Origin of the sequence: Escherichia sp. KTE172, assembly GCF_000408845.1 — a bacterium.
GTDB classification, from domain to species: domain Bacteria; phylum Pseudomonadota; class Gammaproteobacteria; order Enterobacterales; family Enterobacteriaceae; genus Escherichia; species Escherichia coli.
Genome location: NZ_KE137316.1, coordinates 2,203,985 through 2,222,875, shown reverse-complemented (window position 1 = coordinate 2,222,875; position 18,891 = coordinate 2,203,985). Strand labels below are relative to the sequence as shown.

The window sequence follows — 18,891 nt, the reverse complement described above, 5'->3', positions numbered from 1 at the left end:
GCCCGCATTATGGGCGTTGGCCTCAACACGATTTTACGTCACTTAAAAAACTCAGGCCGCAGTCGGTAACCTCGCGCATACAGCCGGGCAGTGACGTCATCGTCTGCGCGGAAATGGACGAACAGTGGGGCTATGTCGGGGCTAAATCGCGCCAGCGCTGGCTGTTTTACGCGTATGACAGGCTCCGGAAGACGGTTGTTGCGCACGTATTCGGTGAACGCACTATGGCGACGCTGGGGCGTCTTATGAGCCTGCTGTCACCCTTTGACGTGGTGATATGGATGACGGATGGCTGGCCGCTGTATGAATCCCGCCTGAAGGGAAAGCTGCACGTAATCAGCAAGCGATATACGCAGCGAATTGAGCGGCATAACCTGAATCTGAGGCAGCACCTGGCACGGCTGGGACGGAAGTCGCTGTCGTTCTCAAAATCGGTGGAGCTGCATGACAAAGTCATCGGGCATTATCTGAACATAAAACACTATCAATAAGTTGGAGTCATTACCTCAATGTCGATATTTTGCAGTTACAGGAACTGTTGATGGACATTGGCGAAGATGAGCATTTCCAGCCGTCGATGGCAGCCAGCGGGATTAACTCCGCCACGTTATCAGAAGAGATTTTATGCGCGGCGGAGCGGTTACTCGACGTGATGGAGCGACCACTGGATGCGCGTATTCTCGGCAAACAGATCATCCGCGAAATTCTGTACTACGTGCTGACCGGACCTTGCGGCGGCGCGTTACTGGCGCTGGTCAGTCGCCAGACTCACTTCAGCCTGATTAGCCGCGTGCTGAAACGGATTGAGAATAAATACACCGAAAACCTGAGCGTCGAGCAACTGGCGGCAGAAGCCAACATGAGCGTATCGGCGTTCCACCATAATTTTAAGTCTGTCACCAGCACCTCGCCGTTGCAGTATTTGAAGAATTACCGTCTGCATAAGGCGCGGATGATGATCATCCACGACGGCATGAAAGCCAGTGCGGCAGCGATGCGCGTCGGTTACGAAAGCGCATCGCAATTTAGCCGTGAGTTTAAACGTTACTTTGGTGTGACGCCGGGGGAAGATGCGGCAAGAATGCGGGCGATGCAGGGGAATTAAATACGTTCCCGGTACAGCAACCGGGAACGGGGAAAATCGTCAGGCGTTACAGTATTTTTTTTTAATCACCACAAACAGCGTGCCTAACAAGCCAGCGGTTAACAAGGCAATTGGCAGGATCATCAGGAACGTCATTACCTGATCTTCATGGCGTTTAACGAACGGAATCATACTTAAGGCATAGCCGAAACTGGTTACCACGCTGACCCACAGCAATCCACTTAACCAGTTGAAAAACTGGAAGCGGCGGTTTGGCAGACCGGAAATTCCCGCCATGGTTGGCAGCAACGTACGGACAAATGCAAGAAAACGTCCAGCCAGCAGCGCCAGCAGACCGTGGCGGTCAAACATGCAGGTGGCGCGCTGGTGATATTTAGCGGGAAGCTGTGCCAGCCAGCCTTTCACCGTTTTGGTATTTCCTAACCAGCGCCCCTGAATATAACTTAACCAGCAGCCCAGACTTGCTGCGGCGGTCAGAATCGCAATCGTAGGCAGAAAATCCATAACCCCCTGGGCAATCAATGCGCCAGCCAATATCAACAAGCTGTCGCCTGGCAAAAATGAGGCGGGCAGCAGGCCGTTTTCTAAAAACAGCGTGGCAAACATGACAAAGTAAACAACGCTAACAATATGAGGATCCGCCAGCGCGGCAAAGTCGTGTTGCCAGAGCGCAGCGATGATATCTTGAATAACAGCCATGGACTTTCCTGTGGAACAGCGTTTAAGCCTTTATCTGCCTATTGTACTCCTGAATCGTCCGGGACGCCTTGATCCCGGACGCAACAATTTAAGACTTTTCACAATTAAATGTCTGCAAATTTGTCCAAAACTGGCAACGTTACACAATTCGCGCAAAACCGGCGTCCAGATCGGCAATCAGATCGTTGACATCTTCCAGACCAATATGCAGGCGAATCAAGGTCCCGCTAAAATCGATCTCGCCTTGTGGGCGAATGGCGGCGATATGTTCTGGTTGATTTGCCAGGATCAACGATTCATAACCGCCCCACGAGTAGGCCATGCTGAATAAACTGAAGTTATCCAGATAGTTCGCCAGCTCTTCATCATTGAGCTTTTTCTTAAGCACAAAGGAAAATAGCCCGCTGCTACCTGTAAAGTCTCGTTTCCAGAATTCGTGGCCTTTACTGCCAGGCAGAGCAGGGTGGTTAACTCGCGCTACTTGCGGATGTTCTGCCAGCCATTCAGCCACTTTCAGACTGCTTTCATGATGTTGACGCAGGCGAACACCCAAAGTGCGCAGGCCACGGCTGGTTATATAGGCGGTATCGGCATCGACCATCTGGCCCATCAGATAGGCGTTTTCCCGTAGCTGCTCCCAGCAACGGGCATTGCACACCGCAGTGCCAATCATCGCATCTGAATGCCCAACCAGATATTTGGTGGCGGCCTGAATAGAAACATCGATGCCAAAATCCAGCGCCTTAAACAGCACACCGGCCGCCCAGGTGTTATCGATCATAATGATGGCATCCGGCACCACACTGCGCACGGCGGCAACAATCGCCGGAACGTCGTGGACTTCCATGGTGATGGAGCCTGGGGATTCCAGAAACACGATTTTAGTGTTTGGCTGCACATGTTTAACGATATCTGCGCCAATCAGCGGATCAAACCACGATATCGTTACGCCCAGTTTGCTGAGGATTTTGCTACAGAAATCCTGACTCGGTTCATAGGCGGTGTTGGTCATCAACACATGATCGCCCTGTTCGACAAAAGCAAGAATAGAATTAGCAACCGCCGCCGCCCCGCAGGGGAACAGCACGCAGCCTGCGCCACCTTCCAGTTCGCACATCGCCTCTTGTAAGGAGAAATGGGTTAACGTTCCGCGCCGTCCATAAAACAACTCGCCATTGGCGCGATTGCGCGTCGCGTGTTTTTTGGCTTCCACACTGTCAAAGACCAGCGAAGAAGCGCGCTGAATCACGCTATTTACCGCGCCGAGAGTGTATTTTTTGCTGCGTCCTGCATTCACCAGTTGAGTATCAAGCTTTTTGTCCGCCATCTCGGGATTCCTGTTTTTATACGTCTGGATGTCTAAACTAGCATGAATATTCGCGGGCGCATCCTGAAGAATTGGCATAAAGCAGAAAATTTTCGCAAATGGCGTGCTGGTGACTTTTTTACTGCGTAAACGCAAGGAAAAGAAAGCAAAGGTACGGCAGTATGCAAATAGTAATGAGAACGACTATCAATTCGACGTCGTTTTGATATTATTATGCGCAGATTTTGTGACTTGCGTCCTGGAGATACACAGTGGGTAATAATTTAATGCAGACGGACCTTTCCGTCTGGGGTATGTATCAGCACGCCGATATTGTCGTTAAGTGCGTGATGATTGGGCTTATTTTGGCCTCCGTAGTCACCTGGGCAATCTTCTTCAGTAAGAGCGTAGAGTTCTTCAATCAGAAGCGTCGCCTTAAGCGCGAGCAGCAACTGCTGGCTGAAGCGCGTTCCTTAAACCAGGCCAACGATATCGCCGCTGATTTTGGTAGCAAAAGCTTAAGCCTGCATTTGCTCAATGAAGCGCAGAATGAGCTGGAACTGTCAGAAGGCAGCGACGATAACGAAGGTATTAAAGAACGTACCAGCTTCCGTCTGGAGCGTCGGGTCGCCGCAGTAGGTCGTCAAATGGGCCGCGGTAACGGCTATCTGGCAACCATCGGCGCGATTTCGCCGTTCGTTGGTCTGTTTGGTACGGTCTGGGGCATCATGAACAGCTTTATTGGTATCGCGCAAACGCAGACCACTAACCTGGCAGTCGTTGCGCCGGGTATTGCAGAAGCTCTGTTAGCAACGGCAATCGGCCTCGTGGCAGCGATTCCGGCGGTCGTTATCTATAACGTATTTGCACGCCAGATTGGCGGCTTTAAAGCGATGCTGGGTGATGTTGCAGCGCAGGTATTGTTGCTGCAAAGCCGTGACCTGGATCTGGAAGCCAGCGCCGCTGCGCATCCGGTTCGTGTCGCACAAAAATTACGCGCAGGATAATGTCCGATGGCAATGCATCTTAACGAAAACCTCGACGATAACGGCGAAATGCATGATATCAACGTGACGCCGTTTATCGACGTGATGTTGGTTCTGCTGATTATCTTTATGGTGGCGGCACCGTTAGCGACGGTAGATGTGAAGGTGAACTTGCCTGCTTCTACCAGCACGCCGCAGCCGCGCCCGGAAAAACCGGTTTATCTGTCGGTGAAGGCAGACAACTCGATGTTTATCGGTAACGATCCGGTCACCGATGAAACAATGATTACGGCGTTGAATGCGTTAACTGAAGGTAAGAAAGACACCACCATCTTCTTCCGAGCGGATAAAACCGTCGATTACGAGACGTTGATGAAGGTAATGGATACGCTGCATCAGGCGGGTTACCTGAAGATAGGTCTGGTCGGCGAAGAAACTGCCAAAGCGAAATAAAAATGATGCCCGGTTGCTTTTCACAACCGGGCATTTTTTTAGCCTAAATGCTCGCCGCCGCACACGCCATGCACTTCTGCGGTGACGTAGCTCGACTCCTGACTTGCCAGGTAAACATATACAGGGGCCAGTTCCACCGGTTGCCCCGCACGCTTCATTGGTGTTTGCTGGCCGAACTGCGGGATCTTATCCTGCGTCTGTCCGCCGGAAATTTGCAGTGCTGTCCAGATCGGGCCTGGCGCAACAATATTCACCCGAATACCTTTCTCTGCGACCTGTTTTGCCAGGCCACGGCTGTAGTTCAGAATCGCCGCCTTCGTAGCCGCATAGTCCAGTAAATGCGGGCTTGGCTGGTATGCCTGGATTGACGAAGTGGTGATGATACTAGCACCTTTCGGTAGCAGGGGGAGCGCTTCCTGGGTTAGCCAGAACAGCGCGAAAACGTTAATGGCAAAGGTCTTTTGAAACTGTTCGCTGGTGAGGTCTGCAATATCAGGAATGGCAACCTGTTTCCCGGCGACCAGCGCCATAATATCCAGCCCGCCTAACGCCTTGTGCGCTTCGTGAACCAGCGAACGGGCGAATTTCTCATCGCTTAAATCGCCTGGCAGCAGAACGGCTTTGCGTCCGCATTCTTCAATGATCTTTTTAACATCCTGAGCGTCATCTTCTTCCACGGGAAGATAACTGATCGCCACGTCAGCCCCTTCACGCGCGTAAGCGATGGCGGCAGCGCGACCGATTCCGGAATCGCCCCCTGTCACCAGTGCTTTACGATCTTTCATGCGACCGCTACCAACATAGGTTTTCTCGCCGCAATCCGGTACCGGTGTCATCTTCGCCTGGATGCCTGGCGTCGGTTGTTTCTGTTTGGGATATTCACCAGTGTAATACTGCGTGGTCGGGTCTTTTAAATGAGACATCGTTTTTCTCCCTTCAGGTTCAACGTCCTTTAAGGGTAGACGCTCTCGATGCGTTGATAAGGGAACCAGGAAGATCCCTAAACCTCGGATTTATGCGACAAAGGTTTAACGGATATGTTGATTTGCTGTTGCGCGCTGTTTACTCAATTGCGATATACTGTTGCCCGTTTTAACTACACGACAGGAATGTATGGAACGTTTTCTTGAAAATGCAATGTATGCTTCTCGCTGGCTGCTTGCCCCCGTGTACTTTGGCCTTTCGCTGGCGTTAGTTGCCCTGGCGCTGAAGTTCTTCCAGGAGATTATTCACGTACTGCCGAATATCTTCTCGATGGCGGAATCAGATTTGATCCTCGTGTTGCTGTCGCTGGTGGATATGACGCTGGTTGGCGGTTTGCTGGTGATGGTGATGTTTTCCGGTTATGAGAATTTCGTCTCGCAGCTGGATATCTCCGAGAACAAAGAGAAGCTGAACTGGCTGGGGAAAATGGACGCAACGTCGCTGAAAAACAAAGTAGCAGCGTCGATTGTGGCAATTTCTTCCATTCACTTACTGCGCGTCTTTATGGATGCGAAAAATGTCCCTGATAACAAACTGATGTGGTACGTCATTATCCATCTGACGTTTGTGCTCTCTGCATTTGTGATGGGCTATCTTGACCGACTGACTCGTCATAATCACTGATCTGATTCGGGCGCGGTTCTCGCGCCCGTTATTAACAGGTCATTTATCGGAAGACGCCTGCCACAGATTCAGCTCGCCATCGGCGATATGCTGATCAATCTGCGCCAGCTCCTCGGTGCTAAATGTCAGATTATTCAGCGCCTGCACGTTCTCTTCCAGTTGCTCTGCACGGCTGGCACCAATCAATACCGACGTCACGCGATCATCTTTCAGCAACCAGATTAACGCCATTTGCGCCATTGATTGTCCACGCTGCTGTGCCATTTCATTCAATAACCGCAGGCTGTTGAGGTTGGCTTCGGTGAGCATTTTCGGCGTCAGACCACGAACTTTATTCCCTTCACGATGCATCCGTGAATCTTGCGGAATACCGTTGAGATATTTCCCGGTCAGCAATCCCTGGGCCAGTGGAGTAAAGGCAATGCAACCCACGCCGTTATTTTGCAGGGTATCCAGCAGGCCGCTTTTATCCACCCAGCGGTTCAGTAAATTGTACGAAGGTTGATGAATTAACAGCGGAATTTTCCACTCGCGCAGCAACTCGACCATTTTTTGCGTCCGCTCTGGCGAGTAAGAGGAGATCCCGACATACAGCGCCTTACCGCTTTGTACCGCATGAGCCAGCGCAGAGGCGGTTTCTTCCATCGGCGTATTTTCATCGACGCGATGAGAGTAAAAGATATCGACATACTCAAGCCCCATCCGCTTCAGGCTTTGGTCGAGGCTGGCGAGCAGGTATTTACGTGAACCGCCAGAGCCGTAAGGGCCGGGCCACATATCGTAGCCAGCCTTGGTAGAGATAATCAGTTCATCGCGATAAGCGGCAAAATCCTCCCGCAGCAGGCGACCAAAGTTCTCTTCTGCGCTTCCTGGAGGTGGCCCGTAATTGTTGGCTAAATCAAAGTGCGTAATGCCCAAATCAAACGCTTTACGCAGGATCGCACGCTGTGATTCCAGCGCGTTAACGTGACCGAAATTGTGCCATAAACCGAGCGATAACGCGGGCAGGCGTAAACCGCTTTTTCCGCAATAGCGGTACTGCATCTGCCCGTAACGTTCGGGATTCGCTAACCAGACCATGACCTCTCCTTTCCACCGTTCAATTTCGAAACAATGTTTCTAGTTTAGCGATTCGCCAGCGCGTATCCCGTAGTCTGGCTCACAGAGTGACGAAAAACTGGGCGAAAACACGTGCTTATGCTTTGCTTAAAAAAACACCAGTTGAGGAGTGCAACGATGCCGCGTTTAACCGCCAAAGATTTCCCACAAGAGTTGCTGGATTACTATGACTATTACGCTCACGGGAAAATCTCGAAACGTGAGTTCCTCAACCTTGCGGCGAAGTGCGGTAGGCGGGATGACGGCATTAGCGTTGTTTGATTTGCTCAAGCCAAATTATGCGCTGGCGACTCAGGTAGAGTTTACCGACCCGGAAATTGTTGCTGAGTACATCACGTATCCTTCGCCAAATGGTCACGGCGAGGTGCGGGGTTATCTGGTGAAGCCCGCAAAGATGAGCGGCAAAACGCCAGCCGTAGTGGTGGTGCATGAGAATCGTGGACTGAATCCGTATATCGAAGATGTGGCACGGCGAGTGGCGAAGGCGGGGTATATCGCCCTGGCACCTGACGGCTTAAGTTCCGTTGGAGGTTATCCGGGAAATGATGATAAAGGTCGTGAGCTGCAACAGCAGGTTGATCCAACAAACTGATGAATGATTTCTTTGCCGCAATTGAGTTTATGCAACGCTATCCGCAAGCGACAGGCAAAGTGGGTATTACCGGATTTTGCTATGGCGGTGGCGTATCGAACGCGGCGGCTGTCGCGTATCCGGAACTGGCCTGCGCGGTGCCGTTTTATGGTCGTCAGGCACCCACTGCCGATGTGGCGAAGATTGAAGCGCCTTTACTACTCCACTTTGCGGAACTGGACACCCGAATCAACGAGGGCTGGCCTGCTTACGAGGCGGCGTTGAAAGCCAATAATAAGGTTTATGAGGCGTATATCTATCCGGGGGTTAATCACGGATTCCATAATGATTCCACGCCCCGTTATGACAAATCTGCCGCCGATCTTGCCTGGCAAAGGACACTGAAATGGTTCGATAAATATCTCTCCTGATAGGTTTATCTCTTACGGGATTACGTCTTAAACAAGCATGAAAAAATAGCGTGCGCAAAAGTCGTTCTTTGCCTAAAATATCGCTATATATGACAATATATAGCGAATGAGGTGAACGATGAATAACCATTTTGGTAAAGGCTTAATGGCGGGATTAAAAGCAACGCATGCCGACAGTGCGGTTAATGTGACAAAATTCTGTGCCGATTATAAACGCGGTTTTGTATTAGGCTACTCACACCGGATGTACGAAAAGACCGGAGATCGCCAGCTTAGCGCCTGGGAAGCGGGTATTCTGACGCGCCGCTATGGACTGGATAAAGAGATGGTAATGGATTTCTTTCGTGAGAATAATTCCTGTTCTACGTTGCGCTTTTTTATGGCCGGTTATCGCCTCGAAAATTGATCAAACATACGTATTATCTTGCTTTAATTAATTACACTAATGCTTCTTCCCTTCGTTTTAGCGCCCCGCCGCAGTATCATGATATCGATAACCATAATAAATGTGTGGTAAATGGCGCATCGATCGCATTATTGATTTTGCGATTGAGGCAAAATATATGCCAGGTCTTCGCAACGGAATAACTATAAATGACTGGAGATAACACCCTCATCCATTCTCACGGCATTAACCGTCGTGATTTCATGAAGCTTTGTGCAGCATTAGCCGCCACCATGGGGTTAAGTAGCAAAGCCGCTGCAGAGATGGCCGAATCGGTTACTAACCCGCAGCGTCCGCCAGTTATCTGGATTGGCGCGCAGGAGTGCACCGGTTGTACGGAATCTCTGCTTCGTGCAACGCATCCAACGGTAGAAAACCTCGTACTGGAGACTATCTCTCTGGAGTATCACGAAGTGCTTTCCGCCGCCTTCGGTCATCAGGTCGAAGAGAACAAACATAACGCTCTCGAGAAGTACAAAGGGCAGTATGTGTTAGTGGTGGATGGTTCCATCCCATTAAAAGATAACGGTATTTATTGCATGGTTGCCGGTGAGCCGATTGTGGATCACATCCGCAAAGCGGCGGAAGGCGCAGCAGCCATTATCGCTATCGGTTCCTGCTCTGCGTGGGGCGGTGTTGCCGCAGCTGGAGTTAACCCAACTGGCGCAGTCAGCCTGCAAGAAGTTCTGCCAGGCAAAACCGTTATCAATATTCCGGGCTGCCCGCCGAACCCGCACAACTTCCTCGCGACCGTTGCGCACATCATCACTTACGGCAAACCGCCGAAACTGGATGACAAAAACCGTCCGACCTTCGCCTATGGCCGTCTGATTCACGAACACTGCGAACGTCGCCCGCACTTCGATGCTGGTCGTTTTGCCAAAGAGTTCGGTGATGAAGGCCACCGCGAAGGCTGGTGCCTGTACCACCTCGGCTGTAAAGGGCCAGAAACTTACGGCAACTGCTCAACGCTGCAATTCTGCGATGTTGGCGGTGTGTGGCCGGTGGCGATTGGTCACCCGTGCTATGGCTGTAACGAAGAAGGTATCGGCTTCCATAAAGGCATCCATCAGCTTGCCAACGTCGAAAATCAAACTCCGCGTTCACAGAAACCGGATGTTAACGCTAAAGAGGGCGGCAACGTCTCTGCAGGCGCTATTGGTTTGCTCGGCGGTGTGGTTGGGTTGGTTGCCGGTGTCAGCGTGATGGCGGTGCGTGAACTGGGTCGTCAGCAAAAGAAAGATAACGCTGACTCACGGGGAGAATAACCGTGAACAGACGTAATTTTATTAAAGCAGCCTCCTGCGGGGCATTGCTGACGGGCGCGCTGCCGTCTGTCAGTCATGCGGCTGCTGAAAACCGCCCGCCAATTCCGGGATCGCTGGGGATGTTGTACGACTCGACCTTGTGCGTAGGCTGCCAGGCTTGCGTCACCAAGTGTCAGGATATCAATTTCCCTGAACGTAACCCGCAAGGGGAACAGACCTGGTCGAACAACGACAAACTGTCGCCGTATACCAATAACATCATTCAGGTGTGGACCAGCGGCACAGGGGTCAACAAAGACCAGGAGGAGAACGGCTACGCGTACATTAAGAAACAGTGTATGCACTGCGTCGATCCGAACTGTGTCTCTGTGTGCCCGGTCTCTGCACTGAAAAAAGATCCGAAAACCGGCATTGTCCATTACGACAAAGATGTGTGCACCGGCTGCCGTTACTGCATGGTCGCCTGTCCGTACAACGTGCCGAAGTACGACTACAACAACCCGTTTGGTGCGCTGCATAAGTGCGAGCTGTGCAACCAGAAAGGTGTGGAACGTCTCGATAAAGGCGGTCTACCTGGCTGCGTAGAAGTGTGCCCGGCGGGCGCGGTGATTTTCGGTACGCGTGAAGAGCTGATGGCGGAGGCGAAAAAACGTCTGGCGCTGAAGCCTGGCAGCGAATACCACTATCCGCGTCAGACGCTGAAATCTGGCGACACTTACCTGCATACGGTGCCGAAATATTATCCGCATCTGTACGGCGAGAAAGAGGGCGGCGGTACTCAGGTTCTGGTACTGACGGGTGTGCCTTATGAAAATCTCGACCTGCCGAAACTGGACGATCTTTCTACCGGTGCGCGTTCCGAAAATATTCAACACACCCTGTATAAAGGCATGATGCTACCACTGGCTGTGCTGGCGGGCTTAACCGTGCTGGTTCGTCGCAACACCAAAAACGACCATCACGACGGAGGAGACGATCATGAGTCATGATCCACAACCGCTGGGCGGCAAAATCATCAGTAAACCGGTCATGATTTTTGGACCGTTAATCGTCATCTGTATGCTCCTGATTGTGAAGCGTCTGGTGTTCGGTCTTGGCTCTGTCTCTGACCTGAACGGCGGCTTCCCGTGGGGCGTGTGGATCGCGTTTGACCTGTTGATCGGTACCGGCTTTGCCTGTGGCGGCTGGGCGCTGGCGTGGGCAGTATACGTCTTTAACCGTGGGCAATACCATCCGCTGGTGCGTCCGGCGCTGTTGGCGAGTCTGTTCGGTTACTCCTTGGGTGGCTTGTCGATCACCATCGACGTGGGTCGCTACTGGAACCTGCCGTACTTCTACATTCCGGGTCACTTCAACGTGAACTCGGTACTGTTCGAGACGGCGGTCTGTATGACCATCTATATCGGCGTGATGGCACTGGAGTTTGCTCCGGCACTGTTTGAACGTCTGGGCTGGAAGGTATCGCTACAGCGTCTGAACAAGGTGATGTTCTTCATCATTGCACTTGGCGCGCTGCTGCCGACCATGCACCAGTCTTCAATGGGGTCGCTGATGATCTCGGCGGGCTACAAGGTGCATCCGCTGTGGCAAAGCTATGAAATGTTGCCGCTGTTCTCGCTGCTGACGGCGTTCATCATGGGCTTCTCAATTGTCATCTTTGAAGGTTCGCTGGTGCAGGCGGGTCTGCGTGGCAACGGTCCGGATGAAAAGAGTCTGTTCGTTAAGCTGACCAACACCATCAGTGTGTTGCTGGCGATTTTCATCGTGCTGCGCTTTGGCGAGCTTATCTATCGCGACAAGCTGTCGTTAGCGTTTGCCGGTGACTTCTACTCCGTGATGTTCTGGATTGAAGTCCTGCTGATGCTCTTCCCGCTGGTCGTTCTGCGTGTGGCGAAGCTGCGTAATGATTCCCGCATGCTGTTCCTGTCAGCACTGAGCGCGCTGTTAGGTTGTGCAACCTGGCGTCTGACCTATTCGCTGGTGGCATTCAACCCGGGCGGCGGTTACGCCTACTTCCCGACCTGGGAAGAACTGTTGATTTCTATTGGTTTTGTGGCTATTGAGATTTGCGCTTACATCGTACTCATTCGTCTACTGCCGATACTTCCTCCTTTAAAACAAAACGATCATAATCGTCATGAGGCGAGCAAAGCATGAGCCAGAGAATTACTATTGATCCGGTAACCCGTATTGAGGGGCATTTACGCATCGATTGCGAAATCGAAAATGGCGTCGTTTCGAAAGCATGGGCTTCCGGTACCATGTGGCGCGGCATGGAAGAGATCGTGAAAAACCGCGATCCGCGCGATGCATGGATGATTGTGCAACGTATCTGTGGCGTATGTACTACCACTCACGCGCTGTCTTCCGTTCGTGCGGCAGAAAGTGCACTGAATATCGACGTTCCGGTTAACGCGCAATACATCCGTAACATCATTCTGGCTGCGCACACCACGCATGACCATATCGTTCATTTCTATCAGCTCTCGGCGCTGGACTGGGTGGACATCACTTCTGCACTGCAAGCTGACCCAACCAAAGCCTCCGAAATGCTGAAAGGTGTTTCGACCTGGCACCTGAACAGCCCGGAAGAGTTCACCAAAGTTCAGAACAAGATCAAAGATCTGGTTGCCAGCGGTCAGTTGGGTATTTTCGCCAATGGCTACTGGGGTCACCCGGCGATGAAACTGCCGCCGGAAGTGAACCTGATTGCGGTAGCGCACTACCTGCAGGCGCTGGAGTGCCAGCGTGACGCTAACCGCGTCGTGGCGCTGCTGGGCGGTAAAACGCCGCACATTCAGAACCTGGCGGTAGGTGGTGTCGCGAACCCGATCAACCTCGACGGTTTGGGCGTGTTGAACCTTGAGCGCCTGATGTACATCAAGTCTTTCATCGACAAGCTGAGCGACTTTGTTGAGCAGGTTTACAAGGTTGATACCGCGGTTATCGCCGCGTTCTACCCGGAATGGCTGACGCGCGGTAAAGGTGCGGTGAACTACCTGAGCGTGCCAGAATTCCCTACCGACAGCAAAAACGGCAGCTTCCTGTTCCCGGGCGGCTACATTGAGAATGCGGATCTGTCCTCGTATCGTCCGATCACTTCTCATTCCGATGAATACCTGATCAAAGGGATTCAGGAAAGCGCGAAGCACTCCTGGTATAAAGACGAAGCGCCGCAGGCACCGTGGGAAGGTACCACCATTCCGGCTTATGATGGTTGGTCTGACGACGGTAAATATTCCTGGGTGAAATCACCGACTTTCTACGGCAAAACGGTAGAAGTGGGTCCGCTGGCTAACATGCTGGTGAAACTGGCGGCAGGACGCGAGTCTACCCAGAACAAACTGAATGAAATCGTTGCGATTTATCAGAAACTGACTGGCAACACGCTGGAAGTGGCGCAGCTGCACTCCACGCTGGGCCGTATTATTGGTCGTACCGTTCACTGCTGCGAATTGCAGGATATCCTGCAAAATCAATACAGTGCACTGATCACCAATATCGGCAAAGGCGATCACACCACCTTTGTGAAGCCGAACATTCCGGCTACAGGTGAGTTCAAAGGCGTTGGTTTCCTTGAAGCGCCGCGCGGTATGCTCTCTCACTGGATGGTGATCAAAGACGGTATTATCAGTAACTACCAGGCAGTTGTTCCATCAACCTGGAACTCTGGCCCGCGTAACTTCAATGATGACGTCGGTCCTTACGAGCAGTCGCTGGTGGGTACGCCGGTTGCCGATCCGAATAAACCGCTGGAAGTGGTGCGTACCATTCACTCCTTCGACCCGTGCATGGCCTGTGCGGTACACGTAGTGGATGCTGACGGCAACGAAGTGGTTTCAGTGAAGGTTCTGTAATGCGTATTTTAGTCTTAGGGGTCGGCAATATTTTGCTGACCGATGAAGCCATCGGTGTGCGGATTGTCGAAGCGTTAGAGCAACGATACATTCTGCCGGATTATGTTGAGATCCTCGATGGCGGCACGGCGGGAATGGAGCTGCTTGGCGACATGGCAAATCGCGATCATCTGATCATTGCGGATGCTATTGTGTCGAAGAAGAGCGCGCCGGGAACGATGATGATCCTGCGGGATGAAGAAGTTCCGGCGTTGTTTACCAACAAAATCTCTCCGCATCAGCTTGGCCTGGCCGACGTATTGTCGGCCCTGCGCTTCACCGGTGAGTTTCCGAAAAAGCTGACCCTGGTCGGCGTGATCCCGGAATCGCTGGAGCCACACATCGGCTTAACGCCGACGGTTGAAGCAATGATTGAACCTGCGCTTGAGCAGGTTCTGGCTGCGCTGCGCGAATCAGGCGTGGAAGCCATCCCACGGGAGGCGATTCATGACTGAAGAGATAGCAGGTTTCCAGACCTCCCCGAAGGTGCAAGTACAGGCAGCGTTTGAAGAAATTGCCCGGCGTTCGATGCACGATCTCTCTTTTCTGCATCCTTCAATGCCGGTGTATGTTTCTGACTTTACGCTGTTCGAAGGTCAGTGGACGGGGTGTGTGATCACCCCGTGGATGCTGAGTGCAGTTATCTTCCCCGGCCCGGATCAACTCTGGCCGCTGCGCAAAGTGAGTGAAAAAATTGGTCTGCAACTGCCGTATGGCACTATGACCTTTACTGTTGGTGAACTGGACGGTGTTTCGCAATACCTCTCCTGCTCGCTGATGTCGCCGCTTTCGCACAGCATGTCGATTGAAGAGGGCCAACGGCTGACGGATGACTGCGCCCGAATGATCCTTTCGCTGCCAGTCAGCAATCCGGATGTACCACACGCAGGGCGTCGTGCCCTGCTATTTGGCCGCAGGAGTGGCGAAAATGCATGAGTTGTCGCTTTGCCAGAGCGCCGTTGAAATTATCCAACGGCAGGCGGAGCAGCACGATGTTAAGCGCGTCACCGCCGTGTGGCTGGAAATTGGTGCGCTCTCCTGCGTTGAGGAGAGCGCCGTCCGTTTTAGTTTTGAAATTGTCTGCCACGGAACGGTGGCGCAAGGGTGCGATTTACATATCGTCTATAAACCCGCCCAGGCCTGGTGCTGGGATTGTAGCCAGGTGGTGGAGATTCATCAGCACGATGCGCAGTGTCCGATCTGTCACGGCGAGCGGTTGCGTGTCGATACCGGCGATTCGCTAATCGTCAAAAGTATTGAAGTTGAATAACCGGAGTTAACAATGTGTATTGGCGTTCCAGGCCAGGTGCTTGCTGTCGGTGAAGATATTCACCAGCTTGCGCAGGTTGAAGTATGTGGTATCAAGCGCGACGTGAATATCGCCCTGATTTGTGAAGGTAACCCTGCCGATCTGCTGGGCCAGTGGGTACTGGTGCACGTCGGATTTGCCATGAGCATTATCGATGAAGACGAAGCCAAAGCCACATTAGACGCACTGCGCCAAATGGATTACGACATTACCAGCGCGTGATGATTAAAGCCGGATGCGGCGTAAATGCTTTATCCGGCTACATAGCGATAAGCCTGCCAATGTTGCGACTTACCCCTGACGCTTATCTTCCGTATTCGTCTCGAAATCACTGGCGTCATGGCGCTCATGCAACTGCTCGTTCAGCGGCCCGTTGGTGCGGTTAACAATACGCCCACGCTTCACCGCCGGACGTTCGCCCACTTCTTTCGCCCAGCGTTGTACGTGTTTATAACTTCCCGCATCAAGAAACTCTGCGGCATCATACACGCCGCCTAACACCACGTTGCCAAACCACGGCCAGATCGCCATATCCGCAATGGTGTACTCATCGCCCGCAACAAACTTGTGCTGCGCCAGTTGCTTATCCAGCACGTCGAGCAGGCGCTTGGCTTCCATGGTAAAGCGGTTGATGGCGTACTCAATTTTCACCGGCGCGTAATGGTAAAAGTGACCAAAACCACCGCCGAGGAACGGTGCCGCGCCCTGTAACCAGAACAGCCAGTTCAGCGTTTCAGTCCGTTTTGCCAGATCCTGCGGCAGGAAGTAGCCAAATTTCTCCGCCAGATAAAGCAGAATCGATCCAGACTCAAACACGCGGATCGGTGGATTATGGGTATGGTCGCGCAATGCCGGGATCTTCGAGTTTGGGTTCACTTCGACAAAGCCGCTGGAGAATTGATCGCCATCGCCAATACGAATCAGCCAGGCGTCGTACTCTGCACCAGTAACGCCCAGCGCCAGCAGCTCCTCAAGCATAATCGTTACTTTCTGTCCGTTTGGCGTTCCCAGCGAATAGAGTTGCAGTGGATGTTTGCCCACCGGCAGCGTTTTTTCATGCGTCGGACCAGAAACCGGGCGATTGATATTGGCGAACGCGCCGCCAGCGGATTTATCCCACGTCCAGACTTTCGCGGGCTGATAAGTATTGTCTGTCATAGTGAGTTGCCTTCTGAGTGGTAGTGTTGAAGCAGTGTAGCAGGTCACTTGCTGTACAGAATGTGAATTTTTTAACCCTTTGCGCCAGCCGCTGCGATGAGGTGTATGATTAGTCTGACCTCTGTCCGGTTAATGTCGCTGAGCAGGTAATCAGAGCACAACAATTACGCCAACTGCTTAGGTTGTATTGTTAAAGGTAAAGTGATGAGCAAAGGAACGACCAGCCAGGATGCCCCGTTCGGGACATTACTGGGCTACGCCCCAGGTGGGGTAGCAATCTACTCTTCAGATTACAGTTCTCTCGATCCGCAGGAATACGAAGATGACGCCGTATTCCGTAGCTATATCGACGACGAATATATGGGCCACAAATGGCAATGCGTTGAATTTGCTCGCCGTTTTCTCTTTCTGAATTACGGTGTGGTCTTCACTGACGTGGGTATGGCGTGGGAGATTTTCTCGCTGCGCTTCCTGCGTGAAGTGGTTAATGACAACATCCTGCCATTGCAGGCATTTCCTAACGGCTCGCCGCGTGCGCCGGTCGCGGGTGCGCTTCTTATCTGGGATAAAGGCGGTGAATTTAAAGACACTGGCCATGTCGCCATCATTACCCAATTGCATGGCAACAAAGTCCGTATTGCGGAACAGAACGTGATTCATTCCCCGTTGCCGCAAGGGCAACAGTGGACGCGCGAGCTGGAGATGGTGGTCGAAAACGGCGGCTATACCCTTAAAGACACGTTTGATGACACCACCATTCTGGGCTGGATGATCCAGACGGAAGATACCGAATACAGCTTGCCACAGCCGGAAATTGCAGGCGAACTGCTGAAAATCAGCGGGGCGCGTCTGGAAAACAAAGGCCAGTTTGACGGTAAATGGCTGGATGAAAAAGATCCGCTGCAAAACGCCTATGTACAGGCCAACGGTCAGGTGATCAATCAGGATCCGTATCATTACTACACCATTACCGAGAGCGCAGAGCAGGAGCTGATTAAAGCCACCAACGAGCTGCACCTGATGTATCTTCACGCCACCGACAAGGTGCTGAAAGATGACAACCTGCTGGCGCTGTTCGACATTCCGAAAATCCTCTGGCCACGTTTGCGTCTCTCCTGGCAGCGTCGCCGTCACCATATGATCACCGGTCGTATGGATTTCTGCATGGATGAACGTGGCCTGAAGGTCTACGAATACAACGCCGATTCCGCCTCCTGTCATACCGAAGCGGGCTTGATCCTCGAACGTTGGGCGGAGCAGGGCTATAAAGGCAACGGCTTCAATCCTGCGGAAGGGCTGATTAACGAACTGGCTGGTGCCTGGAAACACAGTCGTGCACGTCCGTTTGTCCATATCATGCAGGACAAAGATATCGAGGAAAACTATCACGCGCAGTTTATGGAGCAGGCGCTGCACCAGGCGGGCTTTGAAACGCGTATCTTGCGTGGGCTGGATGAACTGGGCTGGGATGCTGCCGGGCAACTGATTGATGGGGAAGGGCGACTGGTTAACTGCGTGTGGAAAACCTGGGCGTGGGAAACCGCGTTTGATCAGATTCGTGAAGTCAGCGACCGTGAGTTTGCTGCGGTGCCGATCCGTACCGGTCATCCGCAAAATGAAGTGCGTCTTATCGACGTATTGCTGCGCCCGGAAGTGCTGGTCTTTGAACCTCTGTGGACTGTGATCCCCGGCAACAAAGCGATTCTGCCGATCCTCTGGTCGCTGTTCCCGCACCATCGTTACCTGCTGGATACCGATTTCACTGTTAATGATGAACTGGTAAAAACAGGTTACGCAGTGAAACCGATCGCCGGTCGCTGTGGCAGTAACATCGACCTCGTCAGCCATCATGAAGAGGTGCTGGACAAAACCAGCGGTAAATTTACCGAGCAGAAAAACATCTATCAGCAACTGTGGTGTTTGCCGAAAGTGGACGGTAAATACATTCAGGTATGTACCTTCACCGTTGGCGGCAACTACGGTGGGACGTGTTTGCGCGGTGATGAATCACTGGTCATCAAAAAAGAGAGTGATATTGAACCGTTAATTGTGGTGAAAAAGTAATACATGTTGTAGCAACCCCGTACTGATTATGAAGAATAATCAGCACGGGGATTAATCAAAACATTCAACATTTATATATTCCAATATTTATTTATTTAATATATGAATATATTAACCAGTGGAATACCTGTGTTTTGATTATTTCTAAAGTTTTTGAATGAATGCTTATTGTCTGATACACAAGAAATAACACGCTTTTTATCGTTAAAAAATGATATTTCACTTTGCCCATGCCGTTAAAGTCACTGATAATGCGTCCGTTCGTAAATTCAAAATGGCGTAATCTAATATATGCTAAATTTATTTGTTGGCCTTGATATATACACAGGGCTTTTGTTATTACTAGCTCTGGCATTTGTGTTGTTCTACGAAGCAATCGGTGATGCTGCCAACTTACTGATTTAGTGTATGATGGTGTTTTTGAGGTGCTCCAGTGGCTTCTGTTTCTATCAGCTGTCCCTCCTGTTCAGCTA

The 18,891-nt window shown here is 51.8% G+C and carries 18 protein-coding genes and 4 pseudogenes; 17 read left to right on the top strand and 5 right to left on the bottom strand.

Annotated features, from left to right (window positions below; genetic code table 11):
• Both G434_RS0125365 and yqhC read left to right on the top strand, forming a co-directional pair.
• Positions 1-491 (top strand): annotated as a pseudogene (locus tag G434_RS0125365) (IS1-like element IS1B family transposase); the annotation flags it as partial.
• A 14-nt stretch (positions 492-505) separates the two neighbouring features.
• Positions 506-1,105 (top strand): annotated as a pseudogene (gene yqhC, locus G434_RS13270) (DNA-binding transcriptional regulator YqhC); the annotation flags it as partial.
• A 39-nt stretch (positions 1,106-1,144) separates the two neighbouring features.
• Here yqhC and yghB read toward each other — a convergent pair.
• Entirely contained in the window at positions 1,145-1,804 is a 660-nt protein-coding gene (gene yghB / locus G434_RS13275) for a DedA family general envelope maintenance protein YghB (protein WP_000268419.1), read from the bottom strand.
• A gap of 139 nt (positions 1,805-1,943) precedes the next feature.
• Complete coding sequence (metC, locus tag G434_RS13280) at positions 1,944-3,131, bottom strand: cystathionine beta-lyase (RefSeq protein WP_016235794.1); 1,188 nt, start codon at positions 3,129-3,131, stop codon at positions 1,944-1,946.
• 251 nt (positions 3,132-3,382) lie between these two features.
• Here metC and exbB point away from each other — a divergent pair, with 251 nt between their 5' ends.
• Together exbB and exbD are read left to right on the top strand one after the other, a co-directional pair.
• Positions 3,383-4,117, top strand: coding sequence for a tol-pal system-associated acyl-CoA thioesterase (gene exbB, locus G434_RS13285; protein WP_000527844.1), 735 nt, complete (start codon positions 3,383-3,385; stop codon positions 4,115-4,117).
• 6 nt (positions 4,118-4,123) lie between these two features.
• The gene (gene exbD / locus G434_RS13290; RefSeq protein WP_001240712.1) at positions 4,124-4,549 is read left to right on the top strand and encodes a TonB system transport protein ExbD; all 426 of its coding nucleotides are present in this window, start codon (positions 4,124-4,126) and stop codon (positions 4,547-4,549) included.
• A gap of 38 nt (positions 4,550-4,587) precedes the next feature.
• Here the strand turns inward: exbD and yghA are convergent, their stop codons facing one another.
• Positions 4,588-5,472 carry an NADP(+)-dependent aldehyde reductase gene (gene yghA, locus G434_RS13295; protein ID WP_016239085.1) on the bottom strand — a complete coding sequence of 295 codons (885 nt, stop codon included), beginning with the start codon at positions 5,470-5,472 and terminating at the stop codon, positions 4,588-4,590.
• Between the two features lie 190 nt (positions 5,473-5,662).
• On the opposite strand from yghA, the gene G434_RS13300 reads away from it, so the two are divergent.
• On the top strand, positions 5,663-6,157 hold the full coding sequence (locus G434_RS13300; RefSeq protein WP_000439331.1) for a TIGR00645 family protein: 495 nt from the start codon (positions 5,663-5,665) through the stop codon (positions 6,155-6,157).
• Positions 6,158-6,196: 39 nt separating this feature from the next.
• On the opposite strand, the gene gpr is transcribed toward G434_RS13300, so the two are convergent.
• Positions 6,197-7,237 carry an L-glyceraldehyde 3-phosphate reductase gene (gene gpr, locus G434_RS13305; RefSeq protein ID WP_016239084.1) on the bottom strand — a complete coding sequence of 347 codons (1,041 nt, stop codon included), beginning with the start codon at positions 7,235-7,237 and terminating at the stop codon, positions 6,197-6,199.
• A gap of 156 nt (positions 7,238-7,393) precedes the next feature.
• Between gpr and yghX the strand changes: the two are divergent.
• The 10 genes and pseudogenes from yghX (at position 7,394) to hybG (ending at position 15,418) form a co-directional block, all read left to right on the top strand.
• Positions 7,394-8,278: pseudogene (yghX, locus tag G434_RS0125355) on the top strand (YghX family hydrolase).
• A gap of 118 nt (positions 8,279-8,396) precedes the next feature.
• The gene (gene yghW, locus G434_RS13310) at positions 8,397-8,684 is read left to right on the top strand and encodes a DUF2623 family protein YghW (RefSeq protein ID WP_001059136.1); all 288 of its coding nucleotides are present in this window, start codon (positions 8,397-8,399) and stop codon (positions 8,682-8,684) included.
• Positions 8,685-8,872: 188 nt separating this feature from the next.
• Positions 8,873-9,991 (top strand): hydrogenase 2 small subunit, encoded by a 1,119-nt coding sequence (gene hybO / locus G434_RS13315; protein WP_000145410.1) that lies wholly within the window; start codon positions 8,873-8,875, stop codon positions 9,989-9,991.
• A 2-nt stretch (positions 9,992-9,993) separates the two neighbouring features.
• Complete coding sequence (gene hybA / locus G434_RS13320; RefSeq protein ID WP_001081870.1) at positions 9,994-10,980, top strand: hydrogenase 2 operon protein HybA; 987 nt, start codon at positions 9,994-9,996, stop codon at positions 10,978-10,980.
• Positions 10,970-12,148: a Ni/Fe-hydrogenase cytochrome b subunit gene (hybB, locus tag G434_RS13325; protein WP_000017703.1), complete on the top strand. Its 1,179-nt coding sequence runs from the start codon at positions 10,970-10,972 to the stop codon at positions 12,146-12,148. Before hybA ends, hybB begins: the two co-directional genes overlap by 11 nt.
• The gene (gene hybC, locus G434_RS13330; protein ID WP_000083065.1) at positions 12,145-13,848 is read left to right on the top strand and encodes a hydrogenase 2 large subunit; all 1,704 of its coding nucleotides are present in this window, start codon (positions 12,145-12,147) and stop codon (positions 13,846-13,848) included. The genes hybB and hybC overlap by 4 nt, the downstream gene beginning before the upstream one ends.
• On the top strand, positions 13,848-14,342 hold the full coding sequence (locus G434_RS13335) for a HyaD/HybD family hydrogenase maturation endopeptidase (protein ID WP_001221953.1): 495 nt from the start codon (positions 13,848-13,850) through the stop codon (positions 14,340-14,342). Before hybC ends, G434_RS13335 begins: the two co-directional genes overlap by 1 nt.
• Complete coding sequence (gene hybE, locus G434_RS13340; RefSeq protein WP_001530870.1) at positions 14,335-14,823, top strand: hydrogenase-2 assembly chaperone; 489 nt, start codon at positions 14,335-14,337, stop codon at positions 14,821-14,823. The genes G434_RS13335 and hybE overlap by 8 nt, the downstream gene beginning before the upstream one ends.
• Positions 14,816-15,157 (top strand): hydrogenase maturation nickel metallochaperone HypA, encoded by a 342-nt coding sequence (gene hypA / locus G434_RS13345; RefSeq protein WP_000544952.1) that lies wholly within the window; start codon positions 14,816-14,818, stop codon positions 15,155-15,157. Before hybE ends, hypA begins: the two co-directional genes overlap by 8 nt.
• A gap of 12 nt (positions 15,158-15,169) precedes the next feature.
• Positions 15,170-15,418, top strand: a complete 249-nt coding sequence (hybG, locus tag G434_RS13350; protein WP_000334896.1) for a hydrogenase maturation factor HybG — start codon at positions 15,170-15,172, stop codon at positions 15,416-15,418.
• A 69-nt stretch (positions 15,419-15,487) separates the two neighbouring features.
• On the opposite strand, the gene yghU is transcribed toward hybG, so the two are convergent.
• Positions 15,488-16,354: a glutathione-dependent disulfide-bond oxidoreductase gene (gene yghU / locus G434_RS13355; RefSeq protein ID WP_000131798.1), complete on the bottom strand. Its 867-nt coding sequence runs from the start codon at positions 16,352-16,354 to the stop codon at positions 15,488-15,490.
• A 204-nt stretch (positions 16,355-16,558) separates the two neighbouring features.
• Here yghU and gss point away from each other — a divergent pair, with 204 nt between their 5' ends.
• Positions 16,559-18,418 (top strand): bifunctional glutathionylspermidine amidase/synthase, encoded by a 1,860-nt coding sequence (gene gss, locus G434_RS13360; RefSeq protein WP_016239083.1) that lies wholly within the window; start codon positions 16,559-16,561, stop codon positions 18,416-18,418.
• A 291-nt stretch (positions 18,419-18,709) separates the two neighbouring features.
• Positions 18,710-18,811 (top strand): annotated as a pseudogene (locus tag G434_RS29825) (phosphate transporter); the annotation flags it as partial.
• Positions 18,812-18,891 lie beyond the last annotated feature (80 nt).